Below are 24453 nucleotides of genomic sequence, written 5' to 3' on the forward strand. Positions count from 1 at the left end.
ATGGGAACACCGCTGCCGCGAGATCCGATTGCCGACGCCCGGCTGAACTGGGAGCGCCACGGCTGGTCCGACGTCGCCGCCCCGATGGCCGCCATCACCGCCATCATGCGGACCCAGCAGATCCTGCTCGGCCGGATCGAGACGGTGCTCAAGCCGTTCGGGCTCACCTTTGCCCGGTACGAGCTGCTCGCGTTGCTCAGCTTCGCCCGCAGCGGGGCGCTGCCCATGAACAAGGCGAGCGCGCTGCTGCAGGTCCACCCCACCTCAGTCACCAATGCCGTGGACCGGCTCCAGGAGGCCGGGCTGGTGATCCGCTCGCCGCACCCCACGGACGGCCGCACCACCCTGATCGAACTCACCCCGGAAGGCCGCACCCTGGCCAAACGGGCGACGGCGGTGCTGAACTCCGAGGTCTTTGGCCAGTCCGGCTTCGCGGACCAGGACGTGGACCAGCTGATCCGGATCCTGGGCACATTCCGCCGGAACGCCGGTGATTTCAGCGTCTGAGACCCGGGCGCCGGGCACCGGGTGAAGCCCGGTGGCCGCGGCTAAGATCATGAAGTGAAAAAACAATCCTGCGGTGTCTGCGGTTCGAGCGTGTACTTTGAAAATTCGGTCTGCCTGCACTGCGGAACTAACTTGGCATACCTGCGGAACGCCCGCGCCATAGTCGCAACAGGCAGTCAGGGACAGTACACCGATGAGTCGGGAGCCACTTGGCACCGGTGCGCTAATTTTTTGCTTTCCGGTTGCACTTGGCTTGCCCTGGAGGGCGGCAGTCAGTGCTTCAGCTGTGAGCTCACGCGGACTCGCCCGAACGACAGCGACGCCAAAGGCCTATCGCAGTTCATTGCGGCTGAGCGGGCCAAGCGTCATCTCATTGCTGAGCTCGATGGGCTGGGCCTGCCGATCATCACGCGCACAGAAGACCCCGATGGGGGACTTGCTTTCGACCTGTTGTCCAGTGTCAAGGAAAATGTGGTGATCGGTCATGCTGACGGTGTGATCACCATCAATCTGGCCGAAAGCGACGATGCCTATCGGGAACGAATGCGTACCCAACTCGATGAACCATACCGGACGATGCTCGGGCATTTCCGGCATGAAGTGGGGCATTATTTTGAGACGGTGCTGGTATTCAGCGATGACGGACGAACGCGCGAGGCGCGTAATCTCTTTGGCGACGACACCAAGGACTACCAGGCAGAGATAGACCGCCACTACAGCGAAGGCGCCCCGGCGGACTGGAATGAACGGTTCATCTCAAAGTACGCAACCATGCACCCCTACGAGGACTTTGCGGAGTCGTTCGCCCATTACCTCCACATCTGCGACACCCTCGACACCGCCCGGGAATTCGGACTCATCCCAGGCACTCCCCGGGGGACCTCTTTCCAGGAAGTTGTGGAAACCGAATGGCTGCCGCTCTCCCTTGCCCTGAACCAGGTCAACCGCAGCATGGGGAAAGATGATCTGTACCCCTTCGTCCTTTCCGCCGCAGTTATCGACAAGCTTGAGTTCGTCCACGGGCTGCGAACCTCAGCGACGGCCGCCGGCTAAGGAACGCCCCGCCCGCTGACCCCGCCCGCTGACAAGAAGGGCGTCCCGGCAGACAGCACGAAGAAAACAGTCTCCGACCCTTCGCTTCTTGGCGTTCGGCCGTCAGGGACGATGGCCCGCGAAGCCGGGCAGGAGCTATTTTGTGCGGGATCGGACCGGAGTATCGTGGTTCCGGCAGGACGGTTCCGTCCGGCCAGGCAGTAAGCAGTGCTCACAGCGCGTCCATTGGCGATCGCCTAGGAGTGGCCATGACTTCGCCCAGCGTCCCCATACCGCAGCCTCCCACGAGGCCGGTGGTCGGCAATTTGCCGGACATCGACTCCAGCAAGGGAATCCTGGGAATAGTCGAGCTGGCCGAGCGGTACGGCCCCATAGTCCGCATCCAGTTCTTCAACCGCAGTATCGTCGCCATCTCTTCCCAGCAGCTCGTCAACGAGGTGTGCGACGAGTCCCGGTTCGGCAAAGTGCTGGGCGTTGCCCTTCGGCAGGTGAGGCAGTTCGCCGGCGACGGCCTGTTCACCGCAGATACACAGGAACCCAACTGGCAAAAGGCACACCGGATCCTGATGCCGGCGTTCGGGCCTGCAGCGCTGAAGCGGATGTTCGCCGGCATGGACGACATCGTTGAGCAGCTGCTGCTCAAGTGGGAGAGGCTGGGCCCCACGGCGCGGATCGACATTCCGGACAGCACCACCCGCCTGACGCTGGACACCATCGCCCTGTGCTCGTTCAGCTACCGGTTCAACAGCCTCTACCGGGAGGAGATGCACCCGTTCGTCGGCGCCATGGTCCGCGCCCTGGTTGAATCCGGGGACCGGGCGCGCAGGCTCCCGGTGCAGAACAAGATCATGCTGCGCAGGCGGCACCAGCTCGAAGAAGACCATGCCCTGATGTTCGAGGTCGCCGAACAGATCATCAGTGACCGGCGGCGCAACCCCAGCCCGCCCGGCAGCGAAGACATCCTGGACACCATGCTCAGCGCGGCGGACCCGGTGACCGGTGAGCGTCTATCCGATGAAAACATCCGCTATCAGATGGTCACCTTCCTGATCGCCGGGCACGAGACTACCAGCGGCTTGCTGTCCTTTACACTCTACGAACTGCTGCGCCATCCGGGCGTCCTGGCCAAGGCGCGCGCACAAGTGGACGAGGTCCTTGGTACCGAAAGCGCCAGGTTCGAGCACCTGCCCCGGCTGGGATACCTGGACCAGATCCTTAAGGAAACGCTTCGGCTGTGGCCCACCGCTCCGGCGTTCAACGTGACTCCTTACGAGGACACGACGCTCGGCGGCCGCTACGAAGTCCCCGCGGGCCAGCCCATCATGGTCCTGATCCCGCAACTGCATCGGGACAAGGCGGCCTGGGGCGAGGACGCCGGCATCTTTGACCCGGAGCGGTTCTCCCCGGAACGGGCCGCCGAAATCCCCGCCAATGCCTGGAAGCCCTTCGGCAACGGACAGCGCTCCTGCATCGGCCGGGGATTTGCCCTGCAGGAGGCCATGCTCTTTCTGGCCAAGCTCCTGCAGCGCTTCGAGGTCACGGCGGCGGACCCGGGCTATGAGCTGCAGATCAAACACACGCTGACCATGAAGCCTGAAGGGCTGTTCATCCACGTGCGCAGGCGGGACGTCACCATCGCGGCTAGCCCCCGGGCCGACGTCGAACAGGCACGGCAGGCCGAAGCCGCAGCGGCGGCCGCCGCGCCCAACGGCGTCCCGATCCGGGTGCTCTACGGTTCCAATGCAGGCACGTCCAAGGACTTCGCCCAGCGCCTCGCCAACGACGCCGGACGGCGCGGCTACAGCCCCACCATCGGTCCGCTCGACGAGGCGGCCGGCGGGCTGCCCACGGAGGGGCTCGTCGCGATCGTGACGTCCTCCTACGAGGGGCAGCCGCCGGACAACGCCCGAAAATTCGTGGCCTGGACCGAGGGCCTGCGGCCGGGTGCCCTCGCCGGGGTCCGGTACACGGTCTTCGGCAACGGCAACAAGGACTGGGCGAGGACGTACCAGGAGGTGCCCAAGGCCATCGACGCCCGGCTCGAGGCTGCCGGTGCCACGCGGATCTATGCCCGGGGCGAGGCCAACGCCCGCGGTGACTTCTTCGGCGATTTCGAAGAGTGGTACGCGGGATTCTGGCCCGCGGCGGACGCCGCCCTGGGGCAGCGGACCAGCCCGCCGACAGCGCAGCCCGAGCTGGAACTGCAGTTCGTCGGGAACGTCCGGGACCCGATGCTGCGCCAGAACGGGCTGGCGCTGGGCACCGTCGTCGCGAACCGGGAACTGGTCGATCTGGCTAATCCCGGCGCCCGGTCCAAGCGGCATGTCGAGATCGCCCTGCCCGAGGGGATGAGCTACCGGACCGGGGATTATCTGGCCGTGCTGCCCCTGAATCCCAGCGAACTCGTGCAGCGGGCCCTGGCCCGTTTCAACCTCGACTACGATTCGCACGTCCAGCTGACCATGGAGCGCGGGGACACCTTCCTGCCCACGGGCGCGCCGGTGGCCGTGGGCGAACTGCTGAGCAGCTACGTGGAACTCGCAGTCCCCGCCACCCGTACCCAGCTCGAGGACCTGGCGGATGTCGCGGCCGATCCTGCCCACCGCGCCGAACTTGAGGCCCTGGCCCAGGACCGCGGGCGGTACGCGGCCGAGATCCTCGACAAGCGCGTTTCCATCCTTGACCTGCTGGAGGCGTATCCGTCATGCCAGCTGTCGTTCACCTCGTTCCTGCAACTGCTGACCCAGCTGACCCCCCGGCGGTACTCCATCTCCTCGTCCCCGCTCTGGAGCCCCGACCACGTGACCCTGACCTTCGCCGTCATCCAGGCTCCGGCGTGGTCCGGCCGCGGGGTCTTCGAAGGGGCCTCGTCCACCTACCTCGCCCAGGCCAGGCCCGGGTCAAGGGTCGCGGTTACTGTCCGCCCCTCGAACGCGGCCTTCCACCCGCCGCCGTCCCTGGCGGTCCCGCTCATCATGGTCTGCGCGGGGACGGGACTGGCCCCCTTCCGCGGGTTCGTCCAGGACCGGGCGCTGCGGGCCGAGGCCGAGGAGACGACGCCGGCACCTGCCCTGCTGTTCTTCGGCTGCCGCGCCCCGGACACCGACTTCCTCTACCGCTCGGAACTCGCGTCATGGGCGGACCAAGCCAACCTCGATCTGCGGCCGGTCTTTTCCACCGCACCCGAGGACGGCCTGAAATACGTCCAGGACAGGCTCTGGGCAGACCGGGCCGACGTCGTCGAACTGGTCCGGCAGGGCGCCACGGTCTATGTCTGCGGCGACGGCAAGCACATGGCGCCGCCGGTCCGGGACACGTGCGCCCTCATTTACCAGGAAGCGACCGGCGCCTCCAAGGCGGAGGCCGAGGCCTGGATGGATGAGGTGGAGCGCACCCACGGCAGGTACGTGGCCGACATCTTCACCTGAGGCCGCCCCGCCGCTCCCACGGCCGGCCGGTGCCGCCTAGCGGTGGTTGAACTCCGGCTGCCGCTTCTCGGTGAAGGCGGCCATGCCTTCCTTCTGGTCCTCGGTGGCGAACAGCGAGTGGAACACGCGCCGTTCAAACAGCACGCCCTGGGCAAGCCCGGTCTCAAACGCGGCGTTCACCGCTTCCTTGGCCACCATCGCCACCGGCTTGGATTTGGACGCAATCACCTCGGCGGCCTTCAGTGCCTCCTCGACGACGTCCGCGGCGGGGACCACCCGGGACACCAGGCCCGCGCGTTCGGCCTCCTCGGCGTCCATGAAGCGGCCGGTCAGGATCATGTCCATCGCCTTGGACTTGCCCACTGCGCGGGTCAGGCGCTGCGAGCCGCCCATGCCGGGGAGCACGCCAAGGTTGATTTCCGGCTGGCCGAACTTGGCGTTGTCCCCGGCGATGATGAAGTCGCACATCATCGCCAGCTCGCAGCCGCCGCCGAGCGCGAAGCCGGACACGGCTGCCACGACGGGGATGCGGAGCCGGGTGAAGTCCTCCCAGCCGCGGAACCAGTCCGCCGCGTACATGTCCATGTAGCCCTTGGACTGCATTTCCTTGATGTCCGCGCCGGCAGCAAAGGCCTTCGCCGAACCGGTCACCACCACGGCACCGACCCCCGGGTCCGCGTCCATCGCGGCGACTGCCTTCACCAGCTCGTCCATCGTGGCCTTGTTCAGGGCGTTGAGGGCCTCGGGCCGGTTGAGCGTCACGAGGCCCACGCGGCCGCGGCGCTCCACCAGGATGTTTGCGTACTGTTCCGTCATGGGTGGTCCCCTTAGGTGGTGCTGGTCTGGTTCTGGTTCTGATGTTGCGCGTTGGCCTCGGTCCGGGACTAGTGCCCGGCCGTGCCTGCCTCGGATTTGCCTGCTTCCGACTTTTCCCGGATGTCGGTGATGATGCCCGAGAAGTCCCGGCCGGCACCGCCTTCCGCGGCAAACGTATCGTAAATTTCGGCCGCGAGCGGCCCGAGCCGGGCCGCGACGCCGGTGCTCTGCAACGCGTTGAGGGCCAGGTTGAGGTCCTTGGCCATGAGCGCCCCGGCGAAGCCAGGCTGGTAGTCCCGGTTGGCGGGGCTCGTCGGGACCGGACCGGGCACGGGGCAATTGGTGGTCAGCGCCCAGCACTGTCCCGAGGCGGCGGAAGCGACGTCGAACAGCGCCTGGTGGGTCAGGCCGAGCTTCTCGCCCAGCACAAAGGCCTCACTGACGGCGATCATCGAGACGCCCAGGATCATGTTGTTGCAGATCTTGGCCGCCTGGCCGGCACCGTGCGCGCCGCAGTGGACCACCCGCTTGCCCATGACTTCCAGCAGCGGATTGACGGCCACGAAGTCCTCCGGGAGGGCACCGACCATGAATGTGAGCGTGCCGGCCTCGGCGCCCACCACGCCTCCGGACACGGGGGCGTCGACGGCGCGGTGGCCGGCCGCGACCGCGAGTTCTGCGGCCTCGCGGGCCTCGTCCACGTTGATGGTGGAGCAATCCAGGAACATGGTGCCCGGGGCGGCGGCTTCGAGCAGGCCGGGCGTACCGCCCGTGCCGCGGTAGGCGTCAAGGAGGTGCTTGCCGCTGGGCAGCATGGTCAGCACGACGGCGGCGCCCGCCGCCGCCTCGACAGCCGTCCCGGCAGTGGGAATGCCGTGCTCCCGGGCGGCGTCCAGGGCCGCCGGCACGACGTCGAAGCCGGTCACCCGGTAGCCGGCCTTGACCAGGTTGACGGCCATGGGGCCGCCCATGTGGCCCAGGCCGAGGAAGGCGATGGTGCCGGTATCCGGGGCTCCTGCGTCAGACATGGTTCTTCTCCTTGTTGTTCTCCGCGTTGTTCTCTTTCGGAGAGAGTTTCAGTTCGCGCCCGCCCAGCGGGGCGAAGTAGGCCGCGACGTCCGTCCCGGTGACCTCGGCAAGGGTGGCGGGCTTCCAGCGGGGATTGCGGTCCTTGTCCACCACCTGGGCGCGGATGCCTTCGCGGAAGTCCGGGCCGTCAAGGAAGCGCAGGCCGACGCGGTACTCCTGCTCCAGCGCCTGCTCCAGGCTCAGGCCGCGGACCCGGCGCAGGGATTCCAGCGCCACCTTGACCGCCGTCGGCGACTTGGCCTCGATGGTGTCAGCGGCTGCGGCGGCCTCCCCGCCCGCCTCTCCACCGAAGGCCCGCAGCCGGCGCAGGATTTCCTCGGCGTCGTCGCTGGAGTAGCAGGCGTCGATCCATTCCTGCTGTGCGGCCAGGACTGAAGCCGGTGCCGGTTCGGCGAATCGGGCCACAGCGGCCTCGGCCGCCTCGGTTTCGAGCGCTGCCGCCAGGCCCGGCAAACGGCCGGAGGGCACGAAGCAGTCGGCGAGGCCCAGGAACAGTGCGTCCGCGCCGCTCAGGTGGGCTCCGGTCAGGGCCGCATGGGTGCCGGTCTCCCCCGGCGAGCCGGAGAGCAGCAGGGTGCCGCCGACGTCGGGAACAAACCCGATCGTCGTTTCGGGCATGCCCGTGCGGGTGCGTTCGGTGACGATCCGTACGGAGCCGTGGGCCGAGATCCCCACGCCGCCGCCCAACACCAGCCCGTCCATGAACGCGACGTACGGCTTGGGGTATTCGGAGATGAGCAGGTTCAGCCGGTACTCGACGGCCCAGAAGTCTGCGGTGGCGTCCCCGCCGTCGAGCATGTCCCGGTAGATGGCCACGATGTCACCGCCGGCGCAGAGGCCCCGGTCCCCGGCGCCGCGGACCAGCACCGCAGCCACGGCGTCGTCGTCGGCCCAGAGCGTGAGCTGTTCGAGCATCGCGGCGGCCATGCCGGCCGTCAGGGCGTTGACGGCCGCGGGCCGGTTGAGGGTCACGACGCCGAGGTGGCCGCGCCGTTCAAACGTCACTTCCCCTGCTTCCCCGGCCAAGGGTTCGCCTGCCGCTGCTCCACTGTCCGCTACCCGCGCAACGTCCGCCCCCATCAGCTGCCTTCCGGCATGATGAAGCTGGCGCCCTGGCGGATACCGGACGGCCAGCGGCTGGTGACCGTCTTGGTCTTCGTGTAGAAGCGGAAGGCGTCGGCCCCGTGCTGGTTGAGGTCGCCGAATCCGGACGCCTTCCAGCCGCCAAAGGTGTAGTAAGCAATCGGCACGGGGATGGGGACGTTGATGCCCACCATGCCCACCTGGACCCGGCTGGCGAAGTCCCGGGCGGCGTCGCCGTCGCGGGTGAAGATGGCCACGCCGTTGCCGAACTCGTGTTCGCTGCAGAGCCGGAGGGCCTCGTCGTAGTCTTCGGCGCGGAGCACGCTGAGGACCGGGCCGAAGATTTCCTCCTTGTAGATCTTCATGTCCTTCGTGACGTTGTCGAACAGCGTGGGTCCGATCCAGAAGCCGCCGTCGTAGCCTTCCACCTTCAGGCCGCGGCCATCGGTCACCAGGCTCGCGCCTTCTTCGACGCCGGAGGCGATGTAGCCTTCGATCCGGTCCTTCGCGGAGGCCGCCACCACCGGGCCGAAATCGGAGTCCTTGGCGAGGCTGTGGCCGACCTTGAGGCCGGCGATCCGCTCCTGCAGCTTCTCCACGAGGACGTCCGCGGTCTTCTGGCCCACCGGAACGGCCACCGAAATCGCCATGCAGCGCTCGCCCGCGGAGCCGAAGCCTGCCCCGATCAGGGCGTCCGCGGCCATGTCCAGGTCCGCGTCGGGCATGATCACCATGTGGTTCTTGGCGCCGCCGAAGCACTGCGCGCGCTTGCCGTTCGCCGCGGCGGTGGCGTAGATGTACTGGGCAATGGGCGTGGAGCCGACGAACCCGATGGCCTGGACCCGGGGATCCTCCAGCAGCGCGTCCACCGCTTCCTTGTCCCCGTTGACGACGTTGAAGACGCCGTCGGGGAGGCCCGCTTCGGTGAAGAGCTCGGCCAGCCGCAGCGGCACGGAGGGATCCCGTTCGGAGGGCTTGAGGATAAAGGCGTTGCCGGCGGCGAGCGCCGGCCCGGACTTCCACAGCGGGATCATGGCCGGGAAGTTGAACGGCGTGATGCCGGCTACGACGCCGAGGGGCTGGCGCATCGAGTGCACGTCGACGCCGGTTCCGGCGTTGTCCGAGAACTCGCCCTTGAGCAGGTGCGGGGCGCCGGCGGCGAACTCGACCACTTCGATGCCGCGCTGGATGTCGCCCTTGGCGTCCGGGAAGGTCTTGCCGTGCTCGGAGGACAGCAGGGTGGCGAGTTCGTCCATATGCTCGTTGACCAGGTCCACGAACTTGAGCAGGATCCGGCCGCGGCGCTGCGGATTCATCGCGGCCCATTCCACCTGCCCCTTTTCGGCGCTGGCGATGACGTTGCGCACCTCCTCGGTGCTGGCCAGAGGAAGCCGGGCCTGGACCTCGCCGGTGCAGGGATCATAGACGTCGCTGAACCGGCCGGAGGTTCCCTCAACCCGCTGCCCGTCAATGTAATGGGATAGTTCTCGAACCATGACCGAATGCTCCTTTGCATGTGACCTAGATCATCTCTGCAGCCGAATATACTCGGACTTCCTACTAATTTCCAGAGGACGGAGCCGGCCGGCGGCTTCGTCCGGGGGCCAAGTTCGGTAAGTTAGGGACTGTGAAGATTGCTACCTGGAATGTGAACTCGCTCCGTGCCCGCGCCGACCGTGTGGAGTCCTGGCTTCAGCGCACGGACTGCGACGTCCTGGCCATCCAGGAAACCAAATGCAAGGACGAGAACTTCCCCTGGGAGCTCTTCGAGAACATGGGCTACGAGGTGGCGCACTTCGGCCTGAGCCAGTGGAACGGCGTCGCGATCGCCTCCCGGGTGGGACTCGACGACGTCGAACGCACCTTCCTGGACCAGCCCGTGTTCGGCAAGAGCGGCAAGGACGCCGTGCAGGAGGCCCGCGCCATCGGCGCCACGTGCGGCGGCGTCCGGGTCTGGAGCCTCTATGTCCCGAACGGCCGCGCCCTCGACGATGAGCACATGCCCTACAAGCTCAACTGGCTGGACATCCTGAAAAACCACGCCGGCACCTGGGTCAAGGAGGACCCCGAGGCGCAGATTGCGCTGATGGGCGACTTCAATATCGCCCCCCTGGATGATGACGTCTGGGACATCGACTACTTCCGCTCCGGGGGCCTCACCCACGTCAGTGAACCTGAGCGGGCCGCCTTCCATGCCTTCGAGGAGGCCGGCTTCCAGGATGTCGTCCGCCCGCACACCCCGGGGCCCGGCGTCTACACCTACTGGGATTACACGCAGCTCCGCTTCCCGAAAAAGGAGGGCATGCGGATCGACTTCATCCTCGCCTCCCCGGCCCTGGCGGCACGGGTCACCGGTGCGATGATCGACCGCGAGGAGCGCAAGGGCAAGGGCGCCTCGGACCACGCCCCGGTGATTGCGGAACTGGCGGACTAATGGCTGCCGGCCAGGGAAGCGTCGTGATCCAATGACGGGGAGCATCTACCACGGACAGTCCGGGCTGCCGTTCTCTTCCGCGCTCCGGATCTACGAGCCCCTCGAGGCGTTCCCCGAACAGCAACGGAAGACCCTGGAGGCCGCCGGCGCCGGCCAGGCGTCCCGCGCGGCTGTGGAGAACGCCGAGCTCCTGGCGTCCCTGGGCCGCATCACCCGGCCCGACGGGGATCCGTTTCCCACCGGCCGGACCGATCTGGTGCGCGTTGTCGCGGCTCCGGCCAGGCGGGCCCCGTCCGGCGCAGCGCACGACGCCGCCGGGTCCGGGACTGCGGCCGCCCCGCAGCCCGACCGGTTGCTGTACTGCCCCAGCCAGCTGGTCCTCCGCGCCGGACTGGCCGCCAATGCCCTGATGGAAGGCATCCACGGGCCCCTGGCCCAGCTGCTGATCCCGGAAGAACAGCGGGACAAACACCAGGAACGCATTGATGAGGTGCGCGCCCACGATGGCCTGAGCCGGGTCCACACCAGGGCGTCCACGTGGGGCATTCCGTTCAGCTGGTTCTGCCTTTTCCAGGAATCGGATCCCACCGACGTCGTCGAAGCCGACGGCCACATTGTGACGGTCCGCATCCGCGCCGGCATCAGCAACGCGCTGGAGCGGGTGAGCTATGCGGTGGCGCACCTGGCCCTCGCCGCGCCCGATCTCGACATGCTTGAGGACCTGACCCAGTTAACGGAATGGCTTGAGCTCTTCCACCCGGACTCGGCGGTGGAACTCGACTACGGCGGGGTGGCAGACAAGGTCTATCCGGATGATTCGCCGCTGGACGTACGCCTCGGCATCGAGTGCCTGGCGGAGGGGGACATGACCGGCGCCGCCGCGGCCTACCGCCGGCTGGCCTCGCGTTGGGTGCCGATCCGCCAGCTGGCCCGCGCGTCCTAGCGCGGCCCGAACTCCGCTAGCTGAGCCGCGCGGACTGGCGCAGCGGCGGCGCCGTCGTCGTCCGGATAATCAGCCGGTGCGGCGCCACAGCGGACTGCACGGAGCCGGAAATGCCGTCGAGCTCGTCCAGCAGCATTTTGGTGCCGAGTTCGGCCTGCTGGTCCGGGCGCTGCCCGACTGTGGTCAGGCCCATGGCCTCGGCGAAGTCGTGGTCGTCGATGCCGATGACCGAGAGGTCCTCCGGGACGCGCACACCGGCTTTGTTGGCCTCGAAGATGACGCCCATGGCCATCTCATCGGAGGCGCAGAAGATTGCTGTGGGCTTGGCACCGCCGGTGGCCCAGAGGCGGCGGAATGCCTCCTGACCGCTGCGGACGGTGAAGTCCCCCCAGAGGTCCCATTCGGCCCGGACGGGCAGCCGCGACTCGCCCATGATGTCGTGGAAAGCCTGGATCCGGACCCTGGGGACGTCGAAGTTGAGGTCGGTTTCGTCGTCGCCGTGCAGGAGCGCGATGTCCGTGTGGCCCAGCCCGATCAGGTGGCGCACTGCGGTGGCGGCCGCGGCGTAGTCGTCGATGCCGATGTAGGGGCACTCCTCGACGTGGCCTCCCACCACCACCAGCGGGATGTCGATTTTCTGGAGATGCTCGATTTCCTCGTGGGTGAGCGCCATGCAGAGGACCAGCAGGGCGTCGATCTGCTTGTAGACCATGGTCTTGCTGAAGAGCCGCTCACGGTGGCTGCCGTGGCCGCCGAGGTTGAAGAGGGAAAGGTTGTACTGCCGGGAGTGGAGTTCCCGGTCGGCTCCCTCGATGGCCTTGGAGAAGAACCAGCGGCTGACGAACGGGGCCAGGACGCCGATGGTTTTGGTCCGGCCCGTCGCCAGGCCGGACGCCGAGGACGACGCGACGTAGCCCAAGGATTCGGCGATGCCGAGGATCTTCTCGCGGGTTGCCGGGGAAACACGGGGCAGTCCCCGGACGGCACGGGATACGGTGGCCGTTGACACGCCCGCAGCGGCGGCGACATCCTCAATGCTGACGCCCGAGTGGCCTCCGCGCTGCGCCCGTTCCGTCCGTGCCACCTGTGCCCCCTAATTAACGGTCCGTGGAAGCCTGGCGGCTGCCCGCAGACGTGTTGCGTCCGCCTCCCCCCGGCGGCTGAATAATCCTGCCCGGCTGCTGCCCGGCTCCTGCCCGGCTGCTGTCCCCCTGCTAGGAGTGCCGGCTGGCCGTCCGGCGCGGCAAACGCCGGCGCAGCCGGATCATCCCGTAGAGGGCCAGCAACATGGCGAGCAGACCCAGGGCCCAGAAGAGGGCTGGCTGGGCGGTCACTTCCATCCAGACAGTGACCACCAGCAGCACCACGGCCCAAAAGCCGAGGAACCCGATGATGATGTCGAAGTCCTCGCCGGAGCGCACCTTTCGACGCGTCGCCGGCACGTGACCCTGGTTCTGCTCGTCAGTCATCACGCCTCAGTCACTTAACCGCGCCGGCCGTGAGGCCCGCGACAATCTTACGCTGGAACACCAGCACCAGGATGACCAAGGGAATGGTCACAATAGTGCCCGCAGCCATGATGGCGGTGTACGGAATCTGGTTCGGCTGCGCACCGGCGAAGCTCGCAATGGCCACGGTGACCGGCTGCGTTGCGTCGGACGAAAGCTGGCTGGCGATCAGGAATTCATTCCACGATGAGATGAAGGCCAGGATGGCGGTTGTGAAGATGGCCGGTGCGGCCAGCGGCATGATGACCTTCCGGAAGGCCTGTCCCTGCGTGCAGCCGTCCACCCGGGCCGATTCCTCGAGCTCCCACGGCATCTCCCGGAAGAAGGAGGTCATGGTGTAGACCGTCAGCGGCAGCACGAACGAGATGTTCGGGATGATCAGGGCCTGGTAGGTGCCCATCCAGCCGATGTTCGTGAAGAGCTGGAACAGCGGGGTGATGAGGGCGACGCCGGGGAACATGGAAGCGCCCAGGATGAAGCCCAGCACAAGGTACTTGAACTTGAAGTTCAAGCGGGCCAGTGCGTAGGCGGCAAACACGCCGATCACCAGCGACACCAGGGTGACGACGGTGCCGATGAACAAGCTGTTCAGCAGTGCCTGGCCAAAGTGGTTGCCGAAGGACGTGTCGAACGCCGTCTTGAAGTTGTCCAGCGTGATGTGAGTCGGCAGGATCGAGGTGTCGTAGGTGTAGCCGACGTCGCGGAACGCCGTCACCACCATCCAGTAGGCCGGAGCCAGGCACCAGAAGAGGATCACGACCGCACTGATGTAGGTCCGGCTCTGGGCCCACTTCTCGCGGTTCTGCGCGGCCTTCCGCCCCCGGTCCTGCTCTGCGCGCAGCTCGGTTGCGGCGCTCGTCGCGGCGGTCATTTCTTCCCCTTACCTGCGCCGGTCTGCTGCTCCACCACGTTCGCTCCGAGGAAGCGCACGAAGATGAAAGCCACCAGAAAGATGATGATGAACGTGATGGTGGACAAAGCCGCCGCCGCGTTGAAGCCCTGCCTGATCTGGTTGATCACCAGGATGGAGAGCGTGGTGGTGTTGTTCGCTCCGCCGGTCAGGATGTACGGGAGGTCGAACATGCGCAGCGCGTCCAGGGTGCGGAACAGGATGGCCACCATGAGCGCCGGTTTCACCAGCGGCAGGGTGATCATCCGGAACCGCTGCCAGGCTGAGGCGCCGTCGACCTTGGCCGCCTCGTACACTTCCGCGGGAATCATCTGCAGGCCGGCAAGAATCAACAGCGCCATGAACGGCGTGGTCTTCCAGACGTCCGCGATGATCACGGCCCACCTGGCCGGCCATTCGCTGCCGGTCCATAGGACGGTGGTGTTGAAGAGCTTGTTGCCGATGCCTTCGAAGGCGAAGATGAACAGCCACAGCTTGGCCGTCACGGCGGTGGGGATGGCCCACGGCACCAGGACGGCTGCACGGACCAGGCTGCGGCCCTTGAAGGCCCGTGCCATGATGACGGCCATCCAGAAGCCGAGCACGGTCTCCAGTGCCACCGTCACGATGGTGAAGAAGAACGTGGTGCCGGTGGCGGACCAGAACTGCGCGCCGAGGGTTCCCGGCGGGCAGTCAACGGTTCCGCCGGACGGTGCCGGGCATTGCTGGAAAATCCAGTTGTAGTAGTTCGAGAAGCCGGCCGGGCCACCCTCAACGAAGAGACCCGTAGCGGGGTCCAGACCGGCATCCTTCTGGAATGACATCACAATGGCGGTGATGATCGGATACACGATCACTACCGACAATGCGAGGATGGTCGGCGCCAGCAGCCAAGCTGCCCAGCGCCCCTGCGTCGCGATGCGGTTGTCCTCCCCAACACCCTTGGGTGCGTGGTGGATCGGTGCCCCGCCCGACGCCGGTGCCTTGACCGACGTCGGGCCTACTTCAGTTGCCATGATGGACCTACTGTCCCGCGCTAGCGGACTCGATGGACTTCTGCATGTCGGACAGGGCCGCGTCTACAGTCTTCTCGCCCTTGATGGCCGAGTACGCGTTTTCCTGGATGGCCTTGGTGACGGCCGGGTAGAACGGGGTGACCGGGCGCGGCACGGCGTTCTCGATCGAGGTCTTCAGGACCGGCAGGTACGGCAGCTTGGCGACGAGCTCCTTGTCGTCGTAGAGCTTGCCGAGCACCGGTGCGAGCGAACCCTGCGTGGCGAAGAACTTCTGGGTCTCTTCGGTGGTGAGGAACTTCAGGAAGTCCACCGCGGTGGCCTTGTTCTTGGAGTAGACGCTGATCGCGGCGCTGTGGCCGCCGAGGGACGAGGCGCCCGGACCGGTCTTGCCGGGGAGTGCGGTCATGCCCAGGACGTCCTTGACCTTGGAGGAGCCTTCGGTGGTGGCCAGGTTGTAGACGTAGGGCCAGTTGCGCAGGAACAGCAGCTTGCCGTCCTGGAATGCCTGGCGGCTTTCCTCTTCCTGGAACGTGATGGCTTCCTTCGGGATCGAGCCGTCTGCGTAGGCCTTGGTCAGGTTGGCCATGCCGGCCTTTGCCTCCGCGGTGAGCAGGTTGGGCTTGCCGTTCTCGTCCAGCACGGCTCCGCCGGCGGAGTTGATTGCCTCGGAGGCGTTGACGGTCAGCCCCTCATACTTCTTGAACTGGCCGGAGTAGCAGCCGATGTTGTTGGTCTTGGCGATGGAGCACATGCTCATCATCTCGTCCCAGGTCTTCGGGGGCGTGGGGACCAGGTCCTTGCGGTAGTACAGGATGCCGCCGTCGGATGATTCCGGTGCCGCATACAGCGTGCCCTTGTAGGAAGCGGCATCAACGGTCGGCTTCAGCATGGCCGAGGTGTCCAGCGCCATCTTGTCCTTGAGCGGCTGCAGCCAGCCCTTGGCGGCGAATTCGGCGGTCCAGACGACGTCGACGCTCGCGACGTCGTAGCCGGGGTCCTTGGCCTGGAAGTGCTGGACGAGGTCGTCGTGCTGCTGGTCGGCCTGGTCGGTCTGCTCCTTGAAGGTGACCTTTTCGTTCGGGTGGGCGGCGTTCCACTTGTCGATCAGCGGGCGGACCACGTTGCTGTTGTCCTTGCCCTGAACGTAAGTAATGGGGCCGCGCCCGTCCAGGCCCTGCGAGGCGGCGTCGCTGCCGCTGGTAGTGCCGCCACCTCCGCCGCCACACGCCGAAAGGGTGATAGCCAAAATGCCTGCCGTGGCGACGGGAAGTAGGAAATTGCGGGTTTTCATACTGGAGTGCTCCTCGCTGAGTACCGGTGAAAAACGGCCGTACTGATGGTGTGCCGACCATCACAGTAATCAACAGGCAGTCCGGAATGCAAGCGTTTACATGAAACCTTTATGCAAAGGAGATTCCGTGGCCCGCCGGCCGGCCACCTCAGCGGACCCGCTCGGAACGGCCGAACCGCGACCGCGCGCCGGATCCGATGTGGATCAGCACCGGGGTGCGTTTGCCGATCACCGCGTCGAGCGCCTCTACCAGGGCGGAAACTTCGGCGGCGAGCCGGTGCGGGGCGACGCCCTGGCGCGGTTCCACCCGGATCTTGAGGGCCGGCTCACCGCTGATCTTGTAGGCGGCGACCGTGACGCCGGCCAGGTCGGGCCGGTCCGCCAGCGCCGCGCGGAGAGTCTGCTCCGCCACGCCGCCGCTGATTCCGACGTTGCCGGGCACCTCACCCGGGTCCTCCTCTGCCACGAGCAGGCTGGTCCGGCCCGTACCCTGTTGGGCAATCCAGGCGATCATCAGGCCAATCACCACCAGCAGCGCCACGCAGATGGCAAGCCACAGCCAGCTCCCCTGGCGGCGGGGGAATTGCGTCCGTTCGAACAAATCGAGCCAGAAGCTCAGGACGCCGCCGGCCCACTCATGCCACCACACGCCCACGGCCGGGACGCTTGCAAGCAGTATCAGGAGGACGCCGACGGCGAGGAGCAGGATGCCAAGGATGCCAATCAGTACGCGGTTCAGCGCCCGGGGGGTGTTGTTCATGCCCCCACCACCCCGGCTGTGGATACCTGGATCCGCACTTCCGGCATCGGCCAGGGGCCCATTTCCTCCACTTCCCGGCGCACAGCATCCAGGACGGCGTCCGGGCGCAGCGGCACACCGGAGGTCGGCCGGACGTTGACCGTGATCCGATTCCGCGACACGACCACCATCACCTGTTCCTGGGCCACGTTGGCGGCCAGCCGGGCCCGGCGCGCCAGGGCAGCGGCGATCACCTCATCGTCCACCACGACGGCGGCCCGGCGGTCCGGGAGCAGGTGGCGTGCCCGCCGGCCGGGCAGCACGGCATTGAGGAAGAAGAACAATCCGGCCATCGCGATCACAGCGCCCGTGACACCGAGCAGAAGCGGCGGGATTCCCGCCGGGAGCGCGACTACCCGCTCGGCCGCGGTCTGCGGATCCACGAGCCACGGCGGCTGCCCGATCGCACGGACCCCGGTCTCAAGCAGCGCATAGCCGAACACGACCATGACCAGGCCGGCCGCGATCACGGACACAACAGCGCGCGATGTGTGCGTCTCCCGTTTCACTATCCGGCCCATGCCCGCGGCGCCGGAACCCAACGGCGCGCTCCCCTGCACCGCATCGGCGTCGTGCCCGGCGGAGTCGATCCCGGCGTTCTGGGTGTCCTGGCTCAATGTACCCGGCCTCCCCCGCGCACGGCGGCCCCGCTGATGCGGATGTCCACCCGGCTCAGCTGCGCTCCGGTCAGTTCCGTCACGCGGCGCAGAATCTCGGCCTTGGCGGCGACGGCACGCTCCCAGATGGAACCGCCGAATCCGGCGACGCGGCCGGGGTCCCGGACCACAGCGGTGAGATTCGGGACCGCGACGGGCATGACAAGCGACAGGGCGAGCAGCCCGTCATCGTCCGACCAGTCGGCGCGGACGTCGTGCGCCGGGACACCGAGGGCCTCCCCCGCGGCCGCCCGGGCCACGCTCGTCAGGGCCTGGGTGCTGATGCGGTTGTGCCCGGCCACCGCGGCGCCGGGGATCGGCGCTTCTGCCGTGATGCTCATGAGGAGGAACGCCGGCCCGTGAGGGCGTCAAACACGCTGCGCAGGTCCAGCTTCCCCTCTGCGGCCCGGCCCAGGAGGGCGCCAATGGCCATGAAGAACAGGGAGCCGAGGAAGCCCCAGACACCGAACTGGAAGGACATGAAGGCCACGAAGGCGCCCATGGCGATTCCCACTACCGTCAGACTCATTGGATTGCCTCCCTGACTGGCCGGGCCTCGGCGGACGCGGCCGGTTTGGCCGGGCCGGGCACATAAACGTCGTTGATCTCGATATTGACCTCGATCACTTCGAGACCCACCAGTTCCCCGACGGCGGCGTAGACGACGGCGCGGACCTGGTCCGCGAGGGTCTGCAGGGGGGTGCCGTACACCGCAACAAGATCGATGTCCACGGCGACCTGCGTTTCGCCGACTTCCACGCGGACGCCTGCTGCGTGATCAGCGTTGCCGACGGCGTCGCGGATGGCCCCGAGGGCGCGTGAGGGTCCTGATCCCAACGAATAGACGCCGGGCACCGATCGGGCGGCGATGCCCGCTACCTTGGCGACGGCAGTTTCCGCTATGACCGTGCGGCCGGTGCCGGCCGGCGCGGACAGACCGTCTGTAGGACTGACCAGGGCATCGGGACCGGGCTGACCGGCTGCGAGCCCGGCAACGTGTTGACCGGCCGCGGGACCGGCGACGGGTTGAGAATTCTGGTATTCCATAACGCACTCCCCCTTCTCTTTGACACAACCCTAGTCCCTGCCTTGGGGCGCGTGGGGGAATCTTGCGGCGCCCGTTCCCACAGTCCATGCAGGTGGGGGCGGGAACGGGCGGCCTGCATCGGGGACAAGGCCAGCCGTCTGTCCGCCGCGGGATGTCAGCCGGGGGCCGACGCGGGCGTTGGCCTGGCCGAACCCCCTACTTGCAGTTGGTGGCGATCCAGGTCGTGACCGGCGCCATGGCGGCCTGGAGCTTTCCGCTGGAGAAGACTGTCTGGTCGGTGACGCCGGCAACGGCCACCTCCTTGAGGTTGGCGAAGTCGGACTTGAGGCTGTCCGGGACGCGTTCGGCCGTCGCGGCCAGCTCCGTTTTGAACTGTTCCAGTTCCGCCGTCTTGCCTTGGGCTGCCGACAGCGGAAGGAGCGTGGCGCCGGTTGCCTGCTCCGAGATCTTGGAGCACGCCTCGGCGGCGCTGGTGAAGCCGCCGAACGGTCCCGAGGTCCCGCTGGGGCTCGGCGTGGCGGACGCGGAAGCGGTGGACTCGCCACCGGCGGACGTGCCCGCGGCGGACGAAGGCGCGCTGCCGGCTTGCGGGGCCGAACACCCGGTAAGCGCCAGGGCTGCGAGGAGGGCGGTTGCGGCGAGAGGACGGGCAATATTCTTCGAAGTCACGTTGCAGAATCACTTTTCGGTTGAGATTGCGCCGCCTGCCCGGACCGGGCTGCCGGCGGCCTTGGTGTTCTTTCCCCAGCGTGCGAGTCTAGCCCGGCCGGCTGGACGGCCCCCAAACGGTCGCCGCCGTCGGCCGCCGCCCGCCTCCCCCGTCGATAAAGCGGAGCACCAGATGGGTGTTAAAGAAGAAAAGCACCAGTTCTCAAAGAACTGATGCTTCCCAGTGGTGGCTCCGACCGGCGTCGATCCGGTGACCTTTCGATTTTCAGTCGAACGCTCTACCAACTGAGCTACAGAGCCTAGGTGACATGTCACCTTGAAGGCCGGAATTTCTTCCGGCAATCAGAGCGACCCTGACGGGACTTGAACCCGCGACCTCCGCCGTGACAGGGCGGCGCGCTAACCAACTGCGCTACAGGGCCTTGCTTGTTTACTGCTTGTTCTTGCTGCCTGCGATATCGCTACCGCAGATTTTCAAGGCCTTTAGCCTACCAGACTTTTTCACCCGGTTTGACCAGTTCCTTGCGTACCCCCAACGGGATTCGAACCCGTGCCGCCGCCGTGAAAGGGCGGTGTCCTAGGCCGCTAGACGATGGGGGCCAGGATGCCATCCGTCGGAACATATCAGGGCAAAAATTAAGGGCCGAAGCCTGTCGTTTTTGTCCTTTCGGGTTCCTCCGAACTGGACTATAAAACTATAAGGGCAGACCCCCGGATTATCCAAAATCGGCCCTTCCCGCCGATACAAAGCCGGGCCAAGATGGGGGCGGGACCGGGCAGAGTGGGTGCAAGATGGACTGATGGATGCCGTTGATGCCCTCAATGAGATTGCGTTCTGGCTCGAACGCGGGCTCGCCCCCACCTTCAAGATCCAGGCGTTCCGCAAGGCAGCCGGGATTATCGGCGCCCTGGACCCGGAGGAGGTCGCAGCGCGGGCACGCAACGGCAGGCTCAAGAGCATGAAGGGGATCGGCGACAGAACGTTCGAGGTCATCCGGCAGGCGGTCGACGGCGGCGTGCCCGACTATCTTGAGGATCTGCGCCAACGCGGGCAGCAACCCCTCGCGACCGGCGGCGCCGAACTGCGCTCGGCCCTCCGCGGGGACCTGCACAGCCACAGCGACTGGTCCGACGGCGGGTCCCCGATCGGACTGATGGCTGACGCCGCCCGGACGCTGGGCCGGGATTACCTCGCCCTGACGGACCACTCCCCCAACCTCAAGATTGCCAACGGCCTGAGCGCCGAACGCCTTCGGGAACAGCTGGACATTGTTGCGGACATCAACGCGGACGGCGGGGACTTCCGCCTCCTGGCCGGGATCGAGGTGGACATCCTGGAGGACGGCACCCTGGACCAGTCCCCGGAGATGCTGGACCGGCTGGACATCGTGGTGGCGAGCGTCCACTCGAAGCTCCGCTCCGACCGGCGCACCATGACCGAGCGGATGCTGGGCGCCATCAATGATCCGCACACGAACGTCCTCGGCCACTGCACCGGCCGGCTGCTGCAGGGGTCGAGGGGAACCCGCCCGGAGTCCGAGTTCGACTCCGCGCGCGTGTTCGCGGCGTGCGCCGGCAATAATGTGGCCGTCGAGATCAATTCCCGCCCCGAACGGCAGGATCCGCCGGACGAGCTGATCCGGCTGGCCCTCGATTCCGGCTGTCTGTTCAGCATCGACAGCGACGCCCATGCGCCGGGCCAGCTGGATTTCCTGCAGTACGGTGCCGAGCGCGCGGCCTCGAACGGGGTACCCGCCGAGCGGATCGTCACCACCTGGCCGCTGGACCGGCTGCTGGAGTGGGCCGGAAACGGCAAATAGCGGCCGGACAGCTGCCTTGGGCCAGGCCCCAGGGCTACCAGGCCCAGGGCTATCCCAGCCGCCCAATGCCCTGCTGCCCGCCGATGCTTAGGGCCGGGACGGCTCCGGCGCTTCGGGCCTCCACGGCGTGGGCCTGGGCAGCCAGCGCGGGACATTGCTGCGGTACTCCTCGTACGCCGCACCGAACTTCCGGGCCAGTGTGGGCTCCTCGTACTGCCGGACGAAAGCCACCACCGGGATGGCGCCGATGCCCAGAGCCAGGAAGAGCTTCGGCTGGCCCAGCAGGAGCCCCTGCCCCGCGACGGCCGCGGCAATGGACACGTACATCGGATTCCGCACGTACCGGTAAAGGCCGCCAACCACCAGTTGCCTGGGCGGGGCAAATGGCGCGGGGGTCCCGATGCCCTCGACGGCGAAATGCACAAAGGAGTTCGCGATGACGGCAGCGCCCGCACCGATCATCATGGCGCCCGCGATCTGCGCGGGCACCCCGCCGGGGACCGGGGACTCCACTTTCCAGCGGGTCAGCAGCCACGGCACCACGGCGGCGGCGGTTGCGGGGGCGACCGCGAAGACGGCTGTACCGATGGCTGCACACCGTCGTTCGCTGGCCGAAGCTGGGGATGCTGTCATACCAGCAATCGTGACCCCGCCATGTTGAACGGACAAGGGCCCACCGGCCCCTGGGACGGGGGATCAGCCTGAGCTTTCCCGACACTTTGCGTGGGCGCGCGATGGGCGGCGCGCGGCGGAGCGGAGCGGCGGGCGGGCGCGTGTCAGGCCAGCAGCAGCACGGCAAGGGTGACCATCACGACGGCGATGCCGGCGTCGAGCACGCGCCAGGCCGTCCGGCGCCGGAACAGGGATGTCAGGAACCGCGCCCCCGCGCCGAGGGCGGTGAACCAGGCAATGCTTCCCAGGCCGGCCCCGGCGGCGAACCACCAGCGCCCGGCTTCGCCCTGGGCGGCAGCGAGGGACCCGAGCAGCAGCACCGTGTCCAGGTAGACGTGCGGGTTCAGCCAGGTGAAGGCCAGGCAGGTGCCAAGGACGGCGGCGCGGCCGGCGGCGGGCTTGTTGCCGGGATTCTCCATCTGCTCCCCGCGGACCGCACGCCGGGCCGCGAGCGCCCCGTAGGCAAGGAGGAACGCCGCCCCGGCCCACCGGATCACGACCAGGGCAGCGGGCGCCCGGTCCAGGAGGATGCCGATGCCCGCAACGCCCAGCAGGATCAGCACGAGGTCCGAGACCGCGCAGACTGCCACCACCATGACGACGTGCGAGCGCTGGATGCCCTGCCGGAGGACAAAAGCGTTCTGCGCGCCGATGGCAACGATGAGGGACAGCCCGGCGGAGAGACCGGAAAACAGGGGAAGGATCACCACTCCACGGTAGGCGGCCGCCGAAGATGAAACCAGTTAAAGATTCTGCTGATACGTAAGATGGGCTAATGATGGAGATCACCCCCGAACAGGCCCGGACGCTGGCCGCGATTCTGACGCACGGGAGCTTCGACGCCGCGGCCGCGCACCTGTCCGTGACGCCCTCGGCGATCAGCCAGCGGGTCCGGGCCCTCGAGACCGCCGTCGGCCGGCCCGTCCTGACCCGGGCGCGCCCGCCCGGACTCACAGAGTCCGGCGAGGCCGTGGTGCGCTTCGCCCGGCAGCTGGAAATGCTCTCCGCGGACCTGGCCGAGGAACTGCAGCCGGAGCACCCCCGCGGAGGGACGCGCCTGACGCTGGTGATCAACAGCGATTCCTTGCACACCTGGGCGTTGGCCGGCCTCGCGGCGGCCAGTGACAACGTCCAGCTCGAGATCCTGCGAGAAGACCAGGAGCACTCGTTGGACCTGCTGCGCGCCGGAGCCGCCGCGGCCGCCATCACGGAAACAGCCCAGCCCGTGCCCGGCTGCTCATCGAGCAAGCTGGGCACCATGCGCTATTTGCCGGTGTGCGCTCCGGACTTCGCCCGCCGCTGGTTTGGGGCGGGTGCGACCGGCGCGACCCTCGCCGCGGCTCCCGTTGTGGTCTTCGACCGCAAGGACGACCTGCAGGACCGCTGGCTGCGCCGGGTCAGCCGGGCCTCCCTGCAGCCGCCGCGCCACTATGTCCCGGCCGCCCAGGAGTTTGGCGATGCCATCCGCTGGGGCATGGGCTGGGGCATGATGCCCGAAATCGAAATCGGCGAGGACCTGCTGGCCGGCAGGCTCGAGGCCCTCGCCCCGCGAGCGCACGTGGACGTTGCCCTCTACTGGCAGCAGTGGCGGCGCGGCTCGGCAGCGCTGAACGACGTCGCGGCCGCTGTCCGGACGGCAGCGCGCGTCCTGCGCTGAGGCCATTCGGGATGTTGGCAGGATCTCGACTAGACGTGACCGATTCCCGCCAGCCGGGAGGATGCAGGAACGGCTACATTGGCAGCATGGCAACAACCGCCGCATCCGGCCCCACTCCGTCCGCAGGCCCCCACGAAGGGTCTCCGCACGCTGCCCCCGCACCCGCCCCGCAACCCGCGCCGCCCCCTCCCGGGCAGCCGGCCACGATCAGCAGGCTCGGCATCGCCGCCGTCGTTGTCACCGTGGTCCTGTGGGCCTCCGCCTTCGTGGGCATCCGCGCCGTGGGCCCGAGCTTCTCCCCTGGCTCCCTGACGCTCGGCCGGCTGGCCGTTGCCGCCGTCGTGCTGGGCCTGCTGGTGGTGCCCAAGCTCAGGGGCCTGCCCCGGGGCCGCGAGTGGTGGCCCATCCTCGCCTATGGCGTCATGTGGTTCGGAGGCTACAACTTGGCCCTGAACGCCGCCGAACACATGCTCGACGCCGGCACGGCCGCCCTGCTGATCAACGTCAACCCCATCCTGGTGGCCGTCATGGCCGGTGTGATCCTGAAGGAAGGGTTCCCGCGCTGGCTCATCATCGGCAGCCTCATCGCGTTCGGCGGCGTGGCCGTGATTGCGCTTGGTTCCGGCCAGCGGTCGACGGCGGACGTGGCCGGCGTCCTGCTCTGCCTGCTTGCGGCCGCGCTGGCCGCCGTGAGCGTAATCGTCCAAAAACCGGTGCTCCGCAAGTTCCCGGCCGCCCAGGCCACCTGGTTCGGCATCATGGTGGGCGCCCTGTGCTGCCTGCCCTTCAGCGGCCAGTTGGTCACCGAGTTGCAGTCCGCTCCCCTGCCGGCCACCCTCGGCCTGGTTTACCTGGGCATCTTCCCCACTGCGATCGCATTCACCACCTGGGCCTATGCGCTCTCGATGATTGATGCGGGACGCCTCGCGGCCACCACCTACCTGGTCCCGGGCACCACAATCCTGATCTCCTGGCTGGTCCTGGGCGAGATTCCGACCATCTGGGGCCTGGTGGGCGGCGCGATCTGCCTTGTGGGCGTGGGGCTGACCCGGCGCCGGTCCCGCTAGAGTTTGCC

At 67.4% G+C, this 24453-nt stretch carries 25 protein-coding genes and 3 tRNA genes; 8 read left to right on the forward strand and 20 right to left on the reverse strand.

Annotation, left to right across the window (positions count from 1 at the left end; translation table 11 throughout):
• The 3 genes from AC1DKN_RS00055 (at position 1) to AC1DKN_RS00065 (ending at position 4988) form a co-directional block, all read left to right on the forward strand.
• Positions 1 to 507 carry a MarR family winged helix-turn-helix transcriptional regulator gene (locus tag AC1DKN_RS00055; protein WP_476870138.1) on the forward strand — a complete coding sequence of 169 codons (507 nt, stop codon included), beginning with the start codon at positions 1 to 3 and terminating at the stop codon, positions 505 to 507.
• A gap of 54 nt (positions 508 to 561) precedes the next feature.
• Positions 562 to 1560: a zinc-binding metallopeptidase family protein gene (locus tag AC1DKN_RS00060; RefSeq protein ID WP_476870139.1), complete on the forward strand. Its 999-nt coding sequence runs from the start codon at positions 562 to 564 to the stop codon at positions 1558 to 1560.
• Positions 1561 to 1808: 248 nt separating this feature from the next.
• Positions 1809 to 4988: a bifunctional cytochrome P450/NADPH--P450 reductase gene (locus AC1DKN_RS00065; protein ID WP_476870140.1), complete on the forward strand. Its 3180-nt coding sequence runs from the start codon at positions 1809 to 1811 to the stop codon at positions 4986 to 4988.
• 36 nt (positions 4989 to 5024) lie between these two features.
• On the opposite strand, the gene AC1DKN_RS00070 is transcribed toward AC1DKN_RS00065, so the two are convergent.
• The 4 genes from AC1DKN_RS00070 to AC1DKN_RS00085 form a co-directional block, all read right to left on the reverse strand.
• Positions 5025 to 5804 (reverse strand): enoyl-CoA hydratase, encoded by a 780-nt coding sequence (locus tag AC1DKN_RS00070; protein WP_476859436.1) that lies wholly within the window; start codon positions 5802 to 5804, stop codon positions 5025 to 5027.
• 68 nt (positions 5805 to 5872) lie between these two features.
• Entirely contained in the window at positions 5873 to 6832 is a 960-nt protein-coding gene (gene mmsB, locus AC1DKN_RS00075; RefSeq protein ID WP_476851800.1) for a 3-hydroxyisobutyrate dehydrogenase, read from the reverse strand.
• Positions 6825 to 7973: an enoyl-CoA hydratase/isomerase family protein gene (locus AC1DKN_RS00080; RefSeq protein WP_476870141.1), complete on the reverse strand. Its 1149-nt coding sequence runs from the start codon at positions 7971 to 7973 to the stop codon at positions 6825 to 6827. Before AC1DKN_RS00080 ends, mmsB begins: the two co-directional genes overlap by 8 nt.
• Positions 7973 to 9472 carry a CoA-acylating methylmalonate-semialdehyde dehydrogenase gene (locus AC1DKN_RS00085; protein WP_476856194.1) on the reverse strand — a complete coding sequence of 500 codons (1500 nt, stop codon included), beginning with the start codon at positions 9470 to 9472 and terminating at the stop codon, positions 7973 to 7975. The genes AC1DKN_RS00080 and AC1DKN_RS00085 overlap by 1 nt, the downstream gene beginning before the upstream one ends.
• A gap of 131 nt (positions 9473 to 9603) precedes the next feature.
• On the opposite strand from AC1DKN_RS00085, the gene AC1DKN_RS00090 reads away from it, so the two are divergent.
• Together AC1DKN_RS00090 and AC1DKN_RS00095 are read left to right on the forward strand one after the other, a co-directional pair.
• Positions 9604 to 10410: an exodeoxyribonuclease III gene (locus AC1DKN_RS00090; RefSeq protein WP_476859440.1), complete on the forward strand. Its 807-nt coding sequence runs from the start codon at positions 9604 to 9606 to the stop codon at positions 10408 to 10410.
• Positions 10411 to 10441: 31 nt separating this feature from the next.
• Positions 10442 to 11353, forward strand: coding sequence for a DUF8083 family protein (locus AC1DKN_RS00095; protein WP_476870142.1), 912 nt, complete (start codon positions 10442 to 10444; stop codon positions 11351 to 11353).
• Between the two features lie 16 nt (positions 11354 to 11369).
• On the opposite strand, the gene AC1DKN_RS00100 is transcribed toward AC1DKN_RS00095, so the two are convergent.
• The 14 genes from AC1DKN_RS00100 to AC1DKN_RS00165 all read right to left on the reverse strand — a co-directional run bounded on the left by AC1DKN_RS00100 (position 11370) and on the right by AC1DKN_RS00165 (position 19829).
• Positions 11370 to 12437, reverse strand: coding sequence for a LacI family DNA-binding transcriptional regulator (locus tag AC1DKN_RS00100; protein WP_476851805.1), 1068 nt, complete (start codon positions 12435 to 12437; stop codon positions 11370 to 11372).
• Positions 12438 to 12567: 130 nt separating this feature from the next.
• Complete coding sequence (locus AC1DKN_RS00105; RefSeq protein WP_079552393.1) at positions 12568 to 12822, reverse strand: hypothetical protein; 255 nt, start codon at positions 12820 to 12822, stop codon at positions 12568 to 12570.
• Positions 12823 to 12832: 10 nt separating this feature from the next.
• On the reverse strand, positions 12833 to 13732 hold the full coding sequence (locus AC1DKN_RS00110) for a carbohydrate ABC transporter permease (protein WP_223914586.1): 900 nt from the start codon (positions 13730 to 13732) through the stop codon (positions 12833 to 12835).
• The gene (locus AC1DKN_RS00115; protein WP_026266860.1) at positions 13729 to 14766 is read right to left on the reverse strand and encodes a carbohydrate ABC transporter permease; all 1038 of its coding nucleotides are present in this window, start codon (positions 14764 to 14766) and stop codon (positions 13729 to 13731) included. Before AC1DKN_RS00115 ends, AC1DKN_RS00110 begins: the two co-directional genes overlap by 4 nt.
• A 7-nt stretch (positions 14767 to 14773) precedes the next feature.
• On the reverse strand, positions 14774 to 16057 hold the full coding sequence (locus AC1DKN_RS00120) for an ABC transporter substrate-binding protein (protein ID WP_028277787.1): 1284 nt from the start codon (positions 16055 to 16057) through the stop codon (positions 14774 to 14776).
• A 148-nt stretch (positions 16058 to 16205) separates the two neighbouring features.
• Entirely contained in the window at positions 16206 to 16817 is a 612-nt protein-coding gene (locus tag AC1DKN_RS00125; RefSeq protein ID WP_230007798.1) for a hypothetical protein, read from the reverse strand.
• Positions 16814 to 17473, reverse strand: a complete 660-nt coding sequence (locus AC1DKN_RS00130) for a hypothetical protein (RefSeq protein ID WP_476870143.1) — start codon at positions 17471 to 17473, stop codon at positions 16814 to 16816. Before AC1DKN_RS00130 ends, AC1DKN_RS00125 begins: the two co-directional genes overlap by 4 nt.
• Positions 17470 to 17853 carry a hypothetical protein gene (locus tag AC1DKN_RS00135; RefSeq protein ID WP_476851809.1) on the reverse strand — a complete coding sequence of 128 codons (384 nt, stop codon included), beginning with the start codon at positions 17851 to 17853 and terminating at the stop codon, positions 17470 to 17472. Before AC1DKN_RS00135 ends, AC1DKN_RS00130 begins: the two co-directional genes overlap by 4 nt.
• The gene (locus AC1DKN_RS00140; RefSeq protein WP_223914590.1) at positions 17850 to 18041 is read right to left on the reverse strand and encodes a hypothetical protein; all 192 of its coding nucleotides are present in this window, start codon (positions 18039 to 18041) and stop codon (positions 17850 to 17852) included. The genes AC1DKN_RS00135 and AC1DKN_RS00140 overlap by 4 nt, the downstream gene beginning before the upstream one ends.
• Positions 18038 to 18559 (reverse strand): Asp23/Gls24 family envelope stress response protein, encoded by a 522-nt coding sequence (locus AC1DKN_RS00145; RefSeq protein WP_230012588.1) that lies wholly within the window; start codon positions 18557 to 18559, stop codon positions 18038 to 18040. Before AC1DKN_RS00145 ends, AC1DKN_RS00140 begins: the two co-directional genes overlap by 4 nt.
• Positions 18560 to 18755: 196 nt before the next feature.
• Entirely contained in the window at positions 18756 to 19229 is a 474-nt protein-coding gene (locus AC1DKN_RS00150) for a hypothetical protein (RefSeq protein WP_476870144.1), read from the reverse strand.
• A gap of 224 nt (positions 19230 to 19453) precedes the next feature.
• Positions 19454 to 19529 (reverse strand) — tRNA-Phe (locus AC1DKN_RS00155).
• A 48-nt stretch (positions 19530 to 19577) separates the two neighbouring features.
• Positions 19578 to 19651, reverse strand: a tRNA-Asp gene (locus AC1DKN_RS00160).
• A gap of 105 nt (positions 19652 to 19756) precedes the next feature.
• A tRNA-Glu gene (locus AC1DKN_RS00165) sits at positions 19757 to 19829 on the reverse strand.
• A gap of 200 nt (positions 19830 to 20029) precedes the next feature.
• Between AC1DKN_RS00165 and AC1DKN_RS00170 the strand changes: the two genes are divergently transcribed.
• The gene (locus tag AC1DKN_RS00170; protein ID WP_476870145.1) at positions 20030 to 21049 is read left to right on the forward strand and encodes a PHP domain-containing protein; all 1020 of its coding nucleotides are present in this window, start codon (positions 20030 to 20032) and stop codon (positions 21047 to 21049) included.
• Between the two features lie 87 nt (positions 21050 to 21136).
• Here the strand turns inward: AC1DKN_RS00170 and AC1DKN_RS00175 are convergent, their stop codons facing one another.
• Positions 21137 to 21682, reverse strand: a complete 546-nt coding sequence (locus AC1DKN_RS00175; RefSeq protein ID WP_476870146.1) for a methyltransferase family protein — start codon at positions 21680 to 21682, stop codon at positions 21137 to 21139.
• A 143-nt stretch (positions 21683 to 21825) separates the two neighbouring features.
• The gene (locus AC1DKN_RS00180; protein ID WP_476870147.1) at positions 21826 to 22428 is read right to left on the reverse strand and encodes a LysE/ArgO family amino acid transporter; all 603 of its coding nucleotides are present in this window, start codon (positions 22426 to 22428) and stop codon (positions 21826 to 21828) included.
• A 68-nt stretch (positions 22429 to 22496) separates the two neighbouring features.
• Between AC1DKN_RS00180 and AC1DKN_RS00185 the strand changes: the two genes are divergently transcribed.
• The gene (locus AC1DKN_RS00185) at positions 22497 to 23378 is read left to right on the forward strand and encodes an ArgP/LysG family DNA-binding transcriptional regulator (protein WP_223914597.1); all 882 of its coding nucleotides are present in this window, start codon (positions 22497 to 22499) and stop codon (positions 23376 to 23378) included.
• Positions 23379 to 23464: 86 nt separating this feature from the next.
• Positions 23465 to 24445: a DMT family transporter gene (locus AC1DKN_RS00190; protein WP_476870148.1), complete on the forward strand. Its 981-nt coding sequence runs from the start codon at positions 23465 to 23467 to the stop codon at positions 24443 to 24445.
• The last annotated feature ends 8 nt before the right edge of the window (positions 24446 to 24453 follow it).

It is taken from the genome of Arthrobacter sp. 01N444 (genome assembly GCF_056399305.1).

Excerpts from the sequence above, each read along its gene's own strand:
- AC1DKN_RS00105 (WP_079552393.1), bottom strand. The coding sequence starts at position 12,822 with ATGACTGACGAGCAGAACCAGGGTCACGTGCCGGCGACGCGTCGAAAG.
- AC1DKN_RS00110 (WP_223914586.1), bottom strand. The coding sequence starts at position 13,732 with ATGACCGCCGCGACGAGCGCCGCAACCGAGCTGCGCGCAGAGCAGGAC.
- AC1DKN_RS00085 (WP_476856194.1), bottom strand. The coding sequence starts at position 9,472 with ATGGTTCGAGAACTATCCCATTACATTGACGGGCAGCGGGTTGAGGGA.
- AC1DKN_RS00055 (WP_476870138.1), top strand. The coding sequence starts at position 1 with ATGGGAACACCGCTGCCGCGAGATCCGATTGCCGACGCCCGGCTGAAC.
- AC1DKN_RS00115 (WP_026266860.1), bottom strand. The coding sequence starts at position 14,766 with ATGGCAACTGAAGTAGGCCCGACGTCGGTCAAGGCACCGGCGTCGGGC.
- AC1DKN_RS00080 (WP_476870141.1), bottom strand. The coding sequence starts at position 7,973 with ATGGGGGCGGACGTTGCGCGGGTAGCGGACAGTGGAGCAGCGGCAGGC.
- AC1DKN_RS00185 (WP_223914597.1), top strand. The coding sequence starts at position 22,497 with ATGATGGAGATCACCCCCGAACAGGCCCGGACGCTGGCCGCGATTCTG.
- AC1DKN_RS00145 (WP_230012588.1), bottom strand. The coding sequence starts at position 18,559 with ATGGAATACCAGAATTCTCAACCCGTCGCCGGTCCCGCGGCCGGTCAA.
- AC1DKN_RS00170 (WP_476870145.1), top strand. The coding sequence starts at position 20,030 with ATGGATGCCGTTGATGCCCTCAATGAGATTGCGTTCTGGCTCGAACGC.
- mmsB (WP_476851800.1), bottom strand. The coding sequence starts at position 6,832 with ATGTCTGACGCAGGAGCCCCGGATACCGGCACCATCGCCTTCCTCGGC.
- AC1DKN_RS00190 (WP_476870148.1), top strand. The coding sequence starts at position 23,465 with ATGGCAACAACCGCCGCATCCGGCCCCACTCCGTCCGCAGGCCCCCAC.
- AC1DKN_RS00120 (WP_028277787.1), bottom strand. The coding sequence starts at position 16,057 with ATGAAAACCCGCAATTTCCTACTTCCCGTCGCCACGGCAGGCATTTTG.
- AC1DKN_RS00135 (WP_476851809.1), bottom strand. The coding sequence starts at position 17,853 with ATGAGCATCACGGCAGAAGCGCCGATCCCCGGCGCCGCGGTGGCCGGG.
- AC1DKN_RS00140 (WP_223914590.1), bottom strand. The coding sequence starts at position 18,041 with ATGAGTCTGACGGTAGTGGGAATCGCCATGGGCGCCTTCGTGGCCTTC.
- AC1DKN_RS00175 (WP_476870146.1), bottom strand. The coding sequence starts at position 21,682 with ATGACAGCATCCCCAGCTTCGGCCAGCGAACGACGGTGTGCAGCCATC.
- AC1DKN_RS00095 (WP_476870142.1), top strand. The coding sequence starts at position 10,442 with ATGACGGGGAGCATCTACCACGGACAGTCCGGGCTGCCGTTCTCTTCC.
- AC1DKN_RS00125 (WP_230007798.1), bottom strand. The coding sequence starts at position 16,817 with ATGAACAACACCCCCCGGGCGCTGAACCGCGTACTGATTGGCATCCTT.
- AC1DKN_RS00065 (WP_476870140.1), top strand. The coding sequence starts at position 1,809 with ATGACTTCGCCCAGCGTCCCCATACCGCAGCCTCCCACGAGGCCGGTG.
- AC1DKN_RS00070 (WP_476859436.1), bottom strand. The coding sequence starts at position 5,804 with ATGACGGAACAGTACGCAAACATCCTGGTGGAGCGCCGCGGCCGCGTG.